We start from the raw sequence: 15,341 nt of genomic DNA on the forward strand, positions 1-15,341 counted from the left end.
GGGCGGATTCAAGTTATAAATGCAACTTTATCCTCGTGGTTAATATTTTGTAAATGTACTTGATTTGGAGTCAAAAATCCAAATCTTTTTCTTGGTCTATTGTTTAGTTTTTCTTCTACATATTTTATGTCTTTTTCTGTGATTAAATTAAAATTGTAATCCTTTGGAAAATACTGTCTTATAAGCCCATTTAAGTTTTCATTAGAACCTCTTTCCCAACTATGATAAGGCCTTGCAAAGTAATAATCTATTTCTAATGATGTGGCAATTTCCTTATGTAAGGCAAATTCTTTTCCATTATCAGAGGTGATTGTTTTTAAAAATGGCTTCCATTGGCTTAGAATTTCAATGACTTTTTGTTTAGTTTCTTCTGATGATTTTGATTGCAATAACGCCAATTTGGCTTTTCCCGTTACTCTATCATTTGCTGTTAAAATAGCTTTTTTGTGATTTTTGCCAATTACTAAGTCTATTTCTATATCACCAATTCTAATTTTTTCATCAACTATTTTTGGACGATTTTCAATACTCACTTTATCGGGTATTTGACCTCTTTTGTCTTTTTTAGATCCTCGTTTTCGATACTTTTTTCCCTTTGTTCTCAAATGGGTATATAGGTCTCCTCCTTTCTTTTTGTCTGCCCAAATATGTTGATAAATTCGCTCTATTGACACACAATCTTTTCCTAAGAGTTTTCCGAATCCAACGATTTGCTCTGGGCTATAATCTTCTCTGAGCAAACCCTCTATATATTTCTGTATTTCAGGGGTTAATCGTATGTTTTTCCTTTTAGTCTTTTGCCTATGAACATATTTTTTTTCCGCTAATTGTGCTTTGTAAACACCGTTCCTTCGATCTGAATTCCTTTTCAGTTCTCTACTTACAACAGACTTATCGCGATTTATTTCTTTGGCGATGTAACTTTGTGAAAAGCCTTGTTCAAGTAATATTTGAATTTTGTATCTTTGCTCCTGGGTTAAATGACTCATTATTGTGATTTTTGGACGAGGAGCAAGATGAGAATTTTTTCCATTTCAGCAAAAGGGAAGAGTTTTTTCTCTTCTCTTTTCTGAAAAAAAATATTTCATTCCTTCTAAAAGTTGCATTTGTTAGTTGAATCTAAGCTATATTAAAATTTTTAATGAAGAATTTATTCTATTTTTCACGCTGATGAGAACAGATATGTCTTTGAACATTTCGATTAGGTTGTTTATTCTGTAGCAAAGATGGAAAACAAAATCGTAAATCGTTTACAAAATCGTAAAGACTTTTTGGGGTTGACGATTTTTCGAGTGCAAAAAAAGTGAATTATAGTGGAAAAGCGTATTTTTTTACACATAAAAATAAACAAAACATATTTAAAGTTCACAAAATCAACAATCTAAAGTTTTTTGTTATTTTTACAAGAAAATTTTATATTTGTAGCAAGAAAATTTTAAATTTATGAAAGTAAAAAAACACATATTTTATGTTCTTGCATATATGCTTACGATTTTGTTTTTTGTAAATTCGTTGTATGCTCAAAATAATTTACTTTCCTATCAAGAATTAAGAGAAAAAATCGATAGCAAAGAGATTTCTGATGAAGAAAAACTCGAGTGTTTAGACATTTATTTGGAAAAAGCTATCTATGAAAACAATCCTCAAGAGGAATATTATGCCCTTAGAAAAAAAGTGCGAGTACTATCTATTGACCATATAAATGCTTTGAACATTCTCACCAAGATGCAAAATTTACTTGCAGAACTAAAGGATGAGGAATTGGAAAAAAATTTTTATGGCATTGCAGATGAGGTTCATTACAGATATCGTGCGTTTGATCGAGCTCTTGAATATGCATTGAAAGGCGAACAATTCAATTTGAAAAGAAAAGATTATTACAATGCTAATTATTTAAGAGTTGGTATTGCCAATATTTATGCTCATACAAAACACTATTCCAAAGCAATTGAATATTATTCATTATCCCTTGAATATTATAAAGAAAACATAAATACTTCGTATAATCATTTGTTGGGGTATATTACTTCATTACATGGATTAGGAAAAACCTATTGGCAAACAAATAACCAAATTCTTTTAAATAATCTAATAATAGGTTTCGAAAAAGGAATTGAGCTATTAAATGAAGAAGATAAAATACGAGAAATAGCATATTTAAATACATTAAAAGGAGGAGCCTCGTTTTTAGAAAATGATTACGAGCAATCAAAACGATATCTTTTGGTAGCTGCAATGGCATTTGAAAATGATTTTTACAATCCTCCAAATCAACATTTTGTTTATTTGTATCTTGGCAAAATAGCTTGGCAACAAGGAGAAAAAGAAGAGGCTGTAGCATATTTCAAAAAAATAGACGAATTCTATCAAAAAAATAAATTCTTAGACCAAGATTTGAGGGAGGCGTATTCGTATTTGGTATCGTATTATGAAGACATTGATGATATACAAGCAAAAGAAGCGGCAAGTGCTATCTCAAATAAATTGGATGCGATGTACAAAAAAGAGCAGAGAGATATGGCTCTTACATTGAAAAAAAATGAACACACTCAATTTGGCAACGGATACAATATCCGCTTGTGGCAATATGTAGTAGGAGGGGTTCTTTTGTTATTGATATTGGGTTATTGGTACAATCGTAAAAGGAGAAATAGCACAGCGTCTCTTACTGAAAACGAAGTACAAGCTACAACTATCGAACAGGTTCCTACTGCAAAAGAACAAAGTGCAGAAGAAATATCAAAAGTTAGTGATGAGATTGTAGAAAATGCGATGATGGAAGACACTACAGAAGGTTCAGAAAACACTAGTCATGAATTGGGAGGCGATGAAGAAGAAGTTGAGGTTGAAGCTCTTAGAGAAAGTTCAGAAAAAGATCAAAGGAAAGAATATACTTTTTCGGAAGAACGAGTACTCAGGTGTTTACAGCAATTTGAAGAGCGTAAACAATTTTTGGGAAGTGTAAATCTCAATCAATTGGTAGAGGCGTTTGGAGTCAATCGCACAACGATTTCAAAAGTAATCAATCAGGAATACGGTAAGAAATTCAATAAATACATCAATGATTTGCGTATTCAACAGTTTTTGAAAGATGTAGATGCCGATCCTGCAGATTATTTTCTATCAAAAACCAAATTGAGTAAAAAGTATGGTTTCAAAGATCAACGCACTTTTTTACTTGCTTTTTATGAATACACCGACAAAGGATATGATGAATATTACAAAGGGGCAGTATAAATTATCGAAATTTTGCTGTCCTTTTTTTAGCCATGAATTAATTACACCTGCGATGTGTAAATTCTAAACACATAGAAATCATAGGAAGCATAGACGCTTCGCTTTTAGAGAATACAAACTACTCACCACCCACCCACCAACGACTATTCGCTATTCACCAAAAAAAACTATCTTTGCAAAAATTTTGTACAAATGAAAGAAATCAATGGTTTTTCGAAATTAACTAAAACAGAGAAAATAGATTGGATTGTTCAAGCCTATTTTCAAGGAAATTCGTCTGTGGCTGAAACACTTACCAAGTATTGGAATACAGATGCTCAATTGCAAAAATTACACGACGAATTTATAGAAAACACCATTTCAAATTTTTATCTTCCCTTGGGTATTGCTCCCAATTTTATCATCGATGGTGAGGTAAAAGCCATGCCTATGGCTATAGAGGAGAGTTCGGTGGTGGCAGCAGCAGCAAATGCCGCAAAATTTTGGAGTCAAAGGGGCGGATTCAAGACCACTATTTTAGGAACAGAAAAAATAGGACAGGTACACTTTATTTTCAAAGGCGATTATGCAAAACTGTCAAATTTTGTTGCTTCTATTCAGCCGTTGTTTTACGAAGCTACCGATAGCATTACCAAAAATATGAGAGCTCGTGGTGGAGGAATTTCAAAGATAGAGTTGCGTGATATGACGGACAAAATTCCAAATTATTATCAATTACACGCATCGTTTGAAACCAAAAACAGTATGGGAGCAAATTTTATCAATTCGTGTTTGGAAACATTTGCCAGTGTGTTGAAAGAACAAGCTCAACTTTATGCAGGTTTTTCGGTAGAAGAAAAAGAATTAGATGTCGTAATGTCGATACTTTCCAACTATGTACCCAATTGTGTAGTTCGTGCTGAGGTTTCGTGTAAAATCGAAGAATTGGCTTCAAAGGAAATAACCAACCCAAGAAAATTTGCAGAGAAATTTATACAAGCCATTCGCATAGCAGAGGTAGCTCCTTTCCGTGCCGTAACGCACAACAAAGGGATTATGAACGGAGTAGATGCGGTGGTGATAGCCACAGGAAACGATTTTAGAGCCATCGAAGCAGGAGTACACGCTTATGCAAGTAAAGACGGAGAATACAGCAGTTTGTCTCACGCAGCAATCGACGGAGATTCGTTTCGTTTTTGGCTAGATTTGCCATTGGCATTGGGCACAGTCGGCGGATTGACAACCTTGCATCCGATGGTGAAATTTTCGTTGGAATTATTGGGTAATCCATCGGCGGAGGAATTGATGCGTATCATTGCCGTAGCTGGATTGGCACAAAACTTTGCTGCTGTAAAATCTTTGACCACTACGGGGATTCAACAAGGACATATGCGTATGCACATTATGAACATTTTGAACCAAATGAATGCAACCGACAACGAACGAGCAAAAGTTGTGGAGCATTTCCGTGATAAAACCGTTTCGCACAGCGGTGTGGTAGAATTTGTAGAAGCGTTGAGAAAATAAGCCCCCCCCAAAGGGGTGAGGTCTCGGATCGTAGCAAAAAAACAAGCGTAGCGTAAAAATGAAAATAAAAGCAAATGGAAAATTACTTCTTACAGCGGAGTATATGGTATTATTAGGAGCAAAAGCACTGGCACTTCCTACAAAAGTAGGTCAAGTGTTTCAGGTGTTTCCTTTGCGTTCGGCAGGAATTTCATGGAAAAGCTACGACGAAAAAGGAGCGGTTTGGATCAACGAACAGCTTTCTTATGAGGAAATTTATTCGTTTTCGGAAGAAGTCCTCGAAAACAGTCCAAAAACACGCTTGTTGCAGGTGTTGCACGAAGCTCATAAACTCAATTCAACCATTTTAACGCAAGGAAAAGGCTATTTAGTAGAAAGCACTCTTGAATTTCCCAAAAAATGGGGATTGGGAACTTCATCAACGCTGTTGTATTTCATTGCAAAATGGTTTGAAATCGATGCCTATCAACTGTTGGAAAAAACCTTTGGAGGAAGCGGTTACGATATAGCTTGTGCAGGGGTTTCACACCCTATTTTTTACACTAAAAATACACCGCCAAAAATAGAAAAAGTAGAATTTAAACCACATTTTCAAGAAAATTTGTATTTTTTGTACCTCAATCAAAAGAAAAACAGCCGAGAAGCAATTGAGAGTTTCAAAGCGAAAACATCAAATGTTTTCTCAGAAACAATAGAAGAATTTAGTCAAATAACTGAAAAAATTGCCAAAGCATCAACTTTTGAGCAATTCTGCGAATTGATAAACCTACATGAAAATAAGTTGAGTCAATTATTGGAAATTCCGACTATAAAACAAGAGTTGTTTTCAGATTTTCAAGGAAGTATCAAAAGCCTTGGCGGTTGGGGAGGCGACTTTGTGTTAGTAGCAAGTAAAACCTGTCCCAAAGCCTATTTTTCAGCGAAAGGATACGATACTTTGCTGAGGTTTGAGGAGATGTTTGATTAGGGGGATATATGTGGTAAAAAATTTAAAAGTTGAGTAACACACAGCAAAGTTATCTTGACTTTTTTTTTCACGTAGATTTTACAGCTAGTCACATATTTTTTTGAAATGATTTAATAAAACTATACTCATAAACGATTAAATCTATGGTTTAAAGCAGATTACCACAGGTTTTGTTTTTTGATTTATCAAAAAACATCAGCGAAAATCAAATCAATAGAAAGAATTATAAAAATCTGTCTTTTTACACACCTCGGTCTGCGACCAGCCCTCTTTTTAGAAGGGAATGCGTGAAATAAAAGTAAAATTTAAAGTCGAGATAATTTCAACAGCAAATTGTAAAAAAAGTAAAATATTAGAAAAAAGAATAAAATAACAATGCAACCAAAAACACCTAAAGAATCCATAACCATACTTACAGATTTGGTATTGCCAGGAGAAACCAATCCGTTGAACAACCTGTTTGGAGGAGAATTATTAGCGCGAATGGATAGAGCAGCAAGTATTACCGCAAGAAGACATTCGAGAAGAATATGCGTAACCGCATCGGTAAACAATGTAGCGTTCAACAAGTCGATTCCCTTGGGAAGTGTAGTAACTTTACAAGCCAAAGTTTCGAGAGCCTTTCATTCGTCTATGGAAGTGTTTATCGATGTGTGGATTGAAGACCGTGAATCAGGCGAACGCATCAAGGCAAATGAGGCTATTTATACCTTTGTGGCGGTAGATGATACGGGAAGACCTGTGCAAATCCCAGAAATTATCCCAGAAACAGAAGAAGAAAAACAGCGATACGATGCGGCATTGCGTCGCAAACAATTGAGTTTGGTATTGGCTGGAAAAATGAAACCACAAGACGCAACCGAATTAAAGGCGTTGTTTGTGGGAGAATAAAAAAAGGGTTGCTCATCGAGTAACCCTTTTTGTGTAAATGAATAAGATTAATTATTTTACTACTTCGTAGTCTTGAGTTTGGTTTGCTTTAGCTTTTTGTACATTTAAAACTTTACCATCTTTGTCTGTTACAAATACTACAACCTCAGCTTTTGAAACATCGTTTCCAATTAGAGTATATGAAACGGATTGATTGTTTTTAACAACTTCTTGTCCAGCAGTAACTGTCCCTAAAGATGTTCCGTTATATCCATCTAAACCGTATCTGAATACATTTTTGTGAATATAATTTGCTCCTTGAGATGAACCAGTTTGTGCTTGATTAATTTTAACGTCTTGTTCAAGGATAACGATGTGGTAAGACAAATCTTGGTATCCGCTATTAAACTTGAAAGTTGCATTGACAGTACCTCCAGTATTTGAAAGATTTGATTCGATTTTAATTCCTATAGGGCTACCTTCTTGATTCACCGAATTGTAAACAGCTGCAGCATTTCCTGGCAAACCAACAGTTCTATTTAGCATTGAAAAAGGAAAATAAATTTGATTTGAACCTGGTTCAATACGTGTGTCAAACTTAACGTAATTTCCAATAAAATTATTAGATTGGTTCGTTTGCATTGCGTCACCTCTGTGTACAGAGATTGAAATTACTTTACTACCTAATGTGCTGTGACCTTGTGCAGTTGCAATGGCAGATGCCATTGACGGACATGCTCCACACCATGCACCAGTCATGTTTTCAATCAAAGTTTTATGTACAAATTTGGTAGAGGCATTGATGTTGCCATTATTATTGTTGTTGTCAATGTTTTTTTTACCCCCATCATTGTCATTACCACATGCTACAAACGCCAATCCTGTTGCTAAAGCTAAAAAGCCTTTAAAAAAATTTCTTTTCATTGTTTTTGTTGTATTTTAAATGAGTTAAACTTATATTTTTAAGCTGTTTGATTTTCCAAATGTATAAAAAAAAATCATTTAATCAATAAAAAAAATACTTTTTTTTAATTTTAACATCTTATGGTTTTGTTAGAATAAATAAAAATAATATTTTTGTATCGAATTAATTTTAATCTGAATAAAATGAATAAACATTTACTTTCTGTCTTTGCTTTAGGAGGTTTTACGCTATCATCTGCCTTTGCTCAAGTTGCAAACTATTCTTTTACACAAAATGTGGGTACATACACTGAATTGACAAACCCCACGGTACTCGCTACAGCATCATCTACTGATGACTTGGAAAATACGGCTTATACCACTACTTTACCTTTTGTATTTAATTTTAATGGTGTTGATTATACTACTATTCACGTATATGCAGCTGGTTATGTTTCATTTGGTACTGAGAGTATTTTAGGGACATACTATCAGTATAAGCCACTTACTCAAGATACTGCTCACGAAGGGATTATCGCTGTATGTAACGAAAAATTAGTGGGATTAAACAACGATGGTAAAGTTGGTGAAATATCATATAAAGTAGAAGGTGTTGCACCTAATAGAGAATTTGTTATTCAATGGAAAGATTTTACTCGTTATCGTTTTATGGGGTATGATACTGATCGTTATGAGCTAAACTTTCAATTGCGATTACAAGAAAATCAAAATGTTATAAAAAAAGTGTATCAAGCAACTGCGGTAGGGAATCCTTCAGTTGAGTTTATTACTGTAGGGTTGAGAGGAACTACTTCTGCTGATTTTGCAGTAAGAGAATCTTCTACAGGTGTTTGGAGTGCTACAACAGCAGGTGAAACAAAGTATAAAACGATTTCTATCACTCCTTCTACATTGCCTCAGTCTGGTCTTACATATACTTGGACGCCTTCTGGAATTTCTACTCCTACAACTTGTCCTGCTGTTGCAACTTTTGATTTTACCTTTGAAAACAATACCACTGAAACTCTATTTTCTACTGATTGTTGGAAGGGAACGCATACATCATTCCCTACCGTATCTGTAACTAATGCAGCCGGTGGAACTGGAGATATTGCATTGCCAGACAAAGTTTTACAAATTTATAAAAGTGGAACTATTACAACTCCAATTACACTGGTTACACCTGAAGTTTCATCGACAAATGGTACACATGCATTAAGTTTTGATATAGAGTTGGCTTTGGCAGGTACACCAACTGCAATCGATGGAAATGAAAAAATCATTGTAGGTACTATGTCAGATGCCAATGATTTTTCAACTTTTGTAGCGACAAATCAAGAGTTTGCTGTAAATCAAACAGGAACTTTTACTACAGCACCTATTGTTTTTCCAACTAATCATAAATATGTAGCGATACGTTTTGACTTTGGTGTTGCCGGTCATAAAGCATTGATAGTAGATAATATCAAGTGGCAAGAAGCACCTGCTCAGGAAACTTGTCCCGCTGTAAATACTTTTACTTATGATTTTGAAAATCAAACCAATGCAACTGTATTCGAAACTGGTTGCTGGAAGGGTACACATACTTCCTATCCTACCATTTCTATTACCAATATGGGAGGAATGGGCGGAAATATACAATTGTCTGATTATGTGATGCAGGTATATAAAGGAGGCAGTGTTTCAACTCCAATTACATTGGTTACTCCAAAAGTTTCTACAACTTCGGGGACACATGTATTGAGTTTTGATATCGAATCGGCAATCACAGGAATGGCAATCACAGGAACAGAAAAAATCGTCATAGGTACTATGTCAGACAATACAGATTTTACAACATTTGTTTCTACAGGTCAGGAGTTTGCAGTAAGTGAATCGGGTTCGTTTACTACAGCACCTATAACATTCCCAGCAAATCACCAATATGTGGCTATACAATTGGATTTGGGAACTTCGGGACATAAAGTAGTTGTTTTGGATAATATCAAATGGGACGTTCCGTTGAGTACTCCAAAATTGGATAAAAACGCAGTAAAATTGTTTCCAAACCCTGTTTCAGATATACTATATGTAGAAACAGACGAATTAATTAAAGAAATTGCGATTTATGATACCGTTGGAAAAATGATTGATTCAACAGAAAAATTTTTCATAAATGTAAACAGTTTAGAAAAAGGGATTTATATTTTGAAAGTAGAAAACCAAGCAGGTGCCATCGGAAATTATAAATTTATCAAGCAATAAATGAGTCAATAAAAAAGAGAAGCCTAAAAGCTTCTCTTTTTTTATAATGGTAAATGCACCACTTTTTTTGTTTCAAAAAAATCATCTGAAAAATAATCAGAAAGATTGTATAAAGTTGCCTTTGGAAATGATTGTAATTCTTCGGTCAAATCGCCTCCTTTTAAATACAAAATACCATTTGCGAGTTCGTGTCGATGCTTTGATTTTACTTTTCCCTCTATCCAGCTTACAAAATCGGGCATATTGGTCACGGCTCTACTTACGATAAAATCCAGTTTTTTTGTAACCAATTGAGCTCTTTTTTGTTCGGCATATACATTTTTTAGTCCTAAAGCCGAAATCACTTCACTTACCACACGTATTTTTTTTGCAATGACATCAATACCATAAAAATCTACCTGTGGAAAGGCGATTGCCAAAGGAATCAACGGAAAACCACCTCCTGTGCCTACGTCCATGATTTGAGCCCCCTCCTTGAAAGGTTGAATTTTTGCAATACCCAACGAATGCAATACATGACGCGTATATAATTCGTCTATGTCTTTGCGAGAGATAACATTGATTTTTGCATTCCATTCGGTATATAATGGTTCTAACAATTCAAATTGTTTGATTTGTTGGTCAGTAAGATCAGGAAACTGTTTGATGATTTCTTCCATTGAAAAAAAAATTTTCACAAAAGTAGTAAAATTGAAGTCAACTTTGAAAGCGAAAGTAGTTTGAAACCAAAATAAATTGGCTAATAATTTCATGATTAATCGTTTAACTGTCAAAATAAAAGTTTACATTTGTAAGAAAATTGCGTATGAAAAATAAATGGTTTTTACTTTTTATCTTGCAATTAATAAATAGTTTAGTAACGGCTGTCTTTTTGTCTCAAGCTAAATATGTAGATGCAAGTTATCGTTTTATTTATGAATACACCAGCGACTGGAAACAAGGATTTTTTCTATGTTTAGCTATACTTTCTTTGTTGGTTTTGTTTCTAATAGTTGCAAAGCGTTGGTTGAAATCAAGTACTTTTTATATCATCAATCTGTTGTTGATTATTTTTTCTTTGGTGGGCTTGTTGTTTTCTTTTAAAGAATTTGACGCTCAGGCTTCCAATTATTTAAATGAGTATTTCAAATATGGTATTTATGTTTTTTGGGGCACGTGGATTTTTGACTGTTTAGTACTCTTTCTTTTTAAAGTGAAATACAATCAAATGGTTGAAAATCAATCTTCAGAAATTGAAATTATATCAAAATGAAGGACATGAAAAATATGAAAGTCTTGCACATAGACAAAAACCATCCTTTGTTGATAGAACAATTGGCTAGACATAGATTTGAAAATCACGAAGATTATCATTGTACAAAGGCTGAATTTTTAGGTAAAATTGCTGATTATCAAGGGTTGATTGTACGCAGTAGATTGCCTATTGATAGAGAAGTGCTCGATGCGGCTGTACAGTTGAAATTTATTGGGAGAGTAGGGGCTGGTTTAGAAAATATTGATGTAGAATATGCACATTCCAAAGGAATAGAGACAATTGCTGTACCCGAAGGAAACAAAACCGCCGTTGCCGAACACGCAATGGGGATGCTACTTTCTTTGATGAACAAACTCGCCATAGTAGATGCTGAGGTGCGTAAAGGTAAATGGGAGAGAGAAGCCAACCGTGGGTATGAAATAGAAGGGAAAACGGTAGGAATCATCGGATATGGAAATATGGGGAAAGCCTTTGCAAAAAGGCTCAAGGGGTTTGACTGTAAGGTGATTTTTTATGATATATTACCCAATATTGGTGATGAATATGCAGAGCAGGTAACATTACAACGATTGCATGAAGAGGCAGATATTGTGAGTTTGCACACGCCACAAACTCCAGAAACCTTACATTTAATCAATGAGGAATTTATTTCAAAAATGAAAAAATCGTTTTGGTTTATCAACACTGCCAGAGGGAAATCGGTTTGTACCAAAGATTTGGTGAAAAATATTCAATCAGGAAAAATTTTAGGAGCAGGTTTGGATGTATTGGAATATGAAAAATCATCTTTTGAAAATATTTTCTCAGAAGACAATATGCCCGAAGATTTTAAATATTTGATGCAATCTGACAAAGTGTTGCTTTCTCCTCATATCGCAGGTTGGACTATTGAAAGTAAAGAAAAATTAGCTCAATTTTTAGTTGATAAAATTGTAAGAAATTTTTAAAAAAGAAGAATAGTTCTTAAAAGTTAAAATAATGTAATTAAATTTCTAATTTTTCATTGTTTCAAAAATAGGATTTGTTTCTTTTATAAATCCAACATTACAACAAAAAATCTATTGAAAAATTGATTATCAAAAAATGAGGCGATAGCCTCATTTTTTTTGATATCATTCCAAATTTACAGCTAATTTCCTCTACCATTAATAGATAATTGTTTATTTTTGCAAGGTTTTTTTAGAAGTTGTCCAAGAAAGTAGGCTTTCTGTCTTTGCTTTGCCAGTTAGTGCAAAATTCTCGTATTTGAGTAAGGAAAAAAATATATTGTTGATTTTTAAAGATTTTTTCCTTTATTCGAAATAGCAGATAGTTTAAATGATTGACTTTGTGGACTTCTTCAATTACATTAGAAAAAAAAATTGTGAATAGAATTTTTACGCATTAAACACATTGACATATAGCCTACATAGTTTATTTTATACTATAGCCAATGTTTTCTTTGAAAGCAAAGCGTCTAAACATAACCACAAAGTTGTATCTATGTTTCTATTGTGTTTTATGTGGTAAAAAAAAAAGAAAACTGTGTTTTACACACCCCGCCATATGGCACCCCTCATTTTAGAGGGGAATACGTGAAAAACGAATAATATTACAACAACAAATTATGAAATCGCAAGATATAAGAAAGAAATTTCTCGCATTTTTTGAAAAGAAAGGACATTTGGTTGTGCCTTCTGCACCTATTGTACTAAAAGACGACCCTACTTTGATGTTCAACAATTCGGGTATGGCTCAGTTTAAAGAATTTTTCTTAGGAAACGGTACACCACCAAACAAGCGTATTGCCGATACGCAAAAATGTTTGCGAGTGTCGGGAAAACACAACGATTTGGAAGATGTAGGTTTTGATACTTACCACCACACCATGTTTGAAATGTTGGGTAACTGGTCGTTTGGTGATTATTTCAAAAAAGAAGCGATTGCTTGGGCTTGGGAATTTCTTACCGAAGAATTGAAACTTGACAAAGACCGCTTGTATGTTTCGGTTTTTGAAGGAAATAAAGACGAAAATGTACCTTTCGATCAAGAGGCGTGGGACATTTGGAAAGAATTTGTGGACGAAGACCGCATCATTTTAGGAAATAAAAAAGACAATTTTTGGGAAATGGGAGATCAAGGGCCGTGTGGTCCATGTTCGGAAATCCATATCGACCTAAGACCTGACAGCGAAAGAGCATCAGTTCCTGGTAAATCGTTGGTAAATGCAGACCATCCGCAAGTGGTGGAAATCTGGAACAATGTATTTATGGAATTTAACCGCAAAGCCGACGGTAGCCTCGAAAAACTTCCTGCAAAACATGTAGATACAGGTATGGGATTTGAGCGTTTGTGTATGGCTATGCAAGGCGTAACTTCCAACTACGATACGGATGTATTTACACCGCTAATTCAAAAAGTAGAAGAAATTACAGGTCTGAAATACACCAACAATGAGGTAAAAAATATTTCAGACGAACAAAATAAAATCAACATTGCCATTCGTGTAATTGTTGACCACATTCGTGCGGTTGCATTTGCAATTGCCGATGGACAGTTGCCGTCAAACAACGGTGCAGGATATGTAATTCGTCGTATTTTGCGTAGAGCCATTCGCTACGGATTTACTTTCCTCAACAAAAAAGAACCTTTTATCTACGAATTGGTAGCTGTGTTGGCAAAACAAATGGGAGAGGCTTTCCCAGAAATTGCTAAACAAGAACAATTGGTTACCAATGTAATCAAAGAAGAAGAAAATTCTTTTTTGCGTACCTTAGAACAAGGCTTGTTGATGTTGGATACGATGATTGTAAACTTAGAAGGAAAACAATTGTCTGGTAGTAAAGCTTTTGAATTGTACGATACTTACGGTTTCCCAATCGATTTGACTTCTCTTATTTTAGCAGAGAGAGGATTTACTTTAGATGAAAAAGGTTTTGAAGAAAATCTACAAAAACAAAAAGAGCGTTCGCGTGCGGCAGCTCATACCAAAGCCGATGATTGGGTGATTGTTCGCGAAGACGAAGAAACCGAGTTTATTGGTTACGATATTTTGGAAGCGATTGTTCGCGTTACAAAATATAGAAAAATTGAAAGTCAAAAGGATGGAACTTTGTACCAATTGGTATTTAATGTTACACCTTTTTATCCAGAAGGAGGAGGTCAAGTAGGAGATAAAGGTACAATTACTTCTGCCAATGGAGAAACTACTTATATCATTGATACCAAAAAAGAAAATAATCTGATTATTCATTTTACTCAAACTTTACCAAGTAATTTGACAGATCCATTCAAAGCTTCGGTAAAAGGTAGAGCCTTTATAGAAGCTAACCATACTGCTACGCACTTGCTACACCAAGCCTTGCGTGAAGTATTGGGAATACATGTAGAGCAAAGAGGTTCTAAAGTGGATTTTGACGGATTGCGTTTCGACTTTTCTCATTTCCAAAAAATGACAACGGAAGAAATACAACAGGTGGAACGATTGGTAAATCAACGTGTTTTGGAAAAATTACCATTAAACGAACACCGTTCTATTTCGATGAAAGAAGCAATGGACGCAGGTGCTATGGCGTTGTTTGGAGAAAAATACGGAGATAAAGTTCGTATGATTGAGTTTGGAGAAAGCAAAGAGCTTTGCGGAGGAACACATGTTAAAAATACCGCTGATATTTGGTATTTCAAAATTGTGTCAGAAGGAGCGGTTGCCTCTGGAATCCGGAGAGTAGAAGCCATTACAAGAGATAAAGTAAAAGACTATTTTATCAATCTTGAAAAAGAATCGCAACAATTGGCAGAGCAACTCAAAACGAAAGATGTGAGCAAAGCGGTTGAAAAATTACAAGACGAAAATGCCAAATTGAAACTCCAAATAGAGCATTTGCTCAAAGAAAAAGCGAAAAATCTAAAAGGCGAGCTGATTGCACAAGTTCAGGAAGTAAACGGAGTGAAATGCGTAGTAGCCCAAGTAGCTTTGGATGCCGCAGGAGCAAAAGATTTGGCTTACGAAATAGGAGCAACAGGCGAGAATTTCTATATTTTATTGTCAACAGTAAACGACGACAAACCGATGCTTACAGCCTATATCAGCAAAGAAATCGTAGCCAGTCATGGCTTGAATGCAGGGCAAATCGTACGCGAATTGGGTAAATATATCCAAGGGGGCGGAGGTGGACAGCCGTTCTTTGCAACCGCCGGAGGAAAAAATCCAGAAGGTGTAGAAGAGGCATTGAGCCACGCATTAGATTTTGTGAAGTAATATAAAAAAAAAACAAGAGATTGTCAAACTTTGGCAGTCTCTTGTTTTTTTTTAAGAGTTGTAAAAATTAGCGTTTATTTTATTTATAGACAGATTAAAAAAGTTTGTTTATAGTGATTATA

11 protein-coding genes are annotated in these 15,341 nt (G+C 34.7%); 8 read left to right on the forward strand and 3 right to left on the reverse strand.

What is annotated here, in order from left to right; genetic code table 11:
* Nucleotides 1–8 precede the first annotated feature (8 nt).
* Complete coding sequence (locus AB4865_RS03175; protein ID WP_372474875.1) at nucleotides 9–992, reverse strand: IS30 family transposase; 984 nt, start codon at nucleotides 990–992, stop codon at nucleotides 9–11.
* Between the two features lie 451 nt (nucleotides 993–1,443).
* On the opposite strand from AB4865_RS03175, the gene AB4865_RS03180 reads away from it, so the two are divergent.
* From AB4865_RS03180 to AB4865_RS03195, 4 genes are all read left to right on the forward strand, one after another.
* Nucleotides 1,444–3,237 (forward strand): hypothetical protein, encoded by a 1,794-nt coding sequence (locus AB4865_RS03180; RefSeq protein ID WP_372474288.1) that lies wholly within the window; start codon nucleotides 1,444–1,446, stop codon nucleotides 3,235–3,237.
* A 192-nt stretch (nucleotides 3,238–3,429) separates the two neighbouring features.
* Nucleotides 3,430–4,743: a hydroxymethylglutaryl-CoA reductase, degradative gene (locus AB4865_RS03185; RefSeq protein WP_372474289.1), complete on the forward strand. Its 1,314-nt coding sequence runs from the start codon at nucleotides 3,430–3,432 to the stop codon at nucleotides 4,741–4,743.
* Nucleotides 4,744–4,801: 58 nt separating this feature from the next.
* Nucleotides 4,802–5,710 (forward strand): GYDIA family GHMP kinase, encoded by a 909-nt coding sequence (locus AB4865_RS03190; protein WP_372474291.1) that lies wholly within the window; start codon nucleotides 4,802–4,804, stop codon nucleotides 5,708–5,710.
* A 375-nt stretch (nucleotides 5,711–6,085) separates the two neighbouring features.
* Nucleotides 6,086–6,601 carry an acyl-CoA thioesterase gene (locus tag AB4865_RS03195; RefSeq protein ID WP_372474292.1) on the forward strand — a complete coding sequence of 172 codons (516 nt, stop codon included), beginning with the start codon at nucleotides 6,086–6,088 and terminating at the stop codon, nucleotides 6,599–6,601.
* Between the two features lie 51 nt (nucleotides 6,602–6,652).
* On the opposite strand, the gene AB4865_RS03200 is transcribed toward AB4865_RS03195, so the two are convergent.
* Nucleotides 6,653–7,504 (reverse strand): Omp28-related outer membrane protein, encoded by an 852-nt coding sequence (locus AB4865_RS03200; RefSeq protein ID WP_372474293.1) that lies wholly within the window; start codon nucleotides 7,502–7,504, stop codon nucleotides 6,653–6,655.
* A gap of 183 nt (nucleotides 7,505–7,687) precedes the next feature.
* Between AB4865_RS03200 and AB4865_RS03205 the strand changes: the two genes are divergently transcribed.
* Nucleotides 7,688–9,727 carry a T9SS type A sorting domain-containing protein gene (locus tag AB4865_RS03205; protein WP_372474294.1) on the forward strand — a complete coding sequence of 680 codons (2,040 nt, stop codon included), beginning with the start codon at nucleotides 7,688–7,690 and terminating at the stop codon, nucleotides 9,725–9,727.
* A 41-nt stretch (nucleotides 9,728–9,768) separates the two neighbouring features.
* Here the strand turns inward: AB4865_RS03205 and rsmG are convergent, their stop codons facing one another.
* The gene (gene rsmG, locus AB4865_RS03210) at nucleotides 9,769–10,386 is read right to left on the reverse strand and encodes a 16S rRNA (guanine(527)-N(7))-methyltransferase RsmG (protein ID WP_372474295.1); all 618 of its coding nucleotides are present in this window, start codon (nucleotides 10,384–10,386) and stop codon (nucleotides 9,769–9,771) included.
* Between the two features lie 146 nt (nucleotides 10,387–10,532).
* On the opposite strand from rsmG, the gene AB4865_RS03215 reads away from it, so the two are divergent.
* From AB4865_RS03215 to alaS, 3 genes are all read left to right on the forward strand, one after another.
* On the forward strand, nucleotides 10,533–10,979 hold the full coding sequence (locus tag AB4865_RS03215; protein WP_372474296.1) for a hypothetical protein: 447 nt from the start codon (nucleotides 10,533–10,535) through the stop codon (nucleotides 10,977–10,979).
* A 14-nt stretch (nucleotides 10,980–10,993) separates the two neighbouring features.
* Nucleotides 10,994–11,929 (forward strand): 2-hydroxyacid dehydrogenase, encoded by a 936-nt coding sequence (locus AB4865_RS03220; RefSeq protein ID WP_372474297.1) that lies wholly within the window; start codon nucleotides 10,994–10,996, stop codon nucleotides 11,927–11,929.
* A gap of 659 nt (nucleotides 11,930–12,588) precedes the next feature.
* Nucleotides 12,589–15,219: an alanine--tRNA ligase gene (gene alaS, locus AB4865_RS03225; RefSeq protein ID WP_372474298.1), complete on the forward strand. Its 2,631-nt coding sequence runs from the start codon at nucleotides 12,589–12,591 to the stop codon at nucleotides 15,217–15,219.
* Nucleotides 15,220–15,341 lie beyond the last annotated feature (122 nt).

Origin of the sequence: Capnocytophaga sp. ARDL2 (assembly GCF_041530365.1) — a bacterium.
GTDB lineage: Bacteria > Bacteroidota > Bacteroidia > Flavobacteriales > Flavobacteriaceae > Flavobacterium.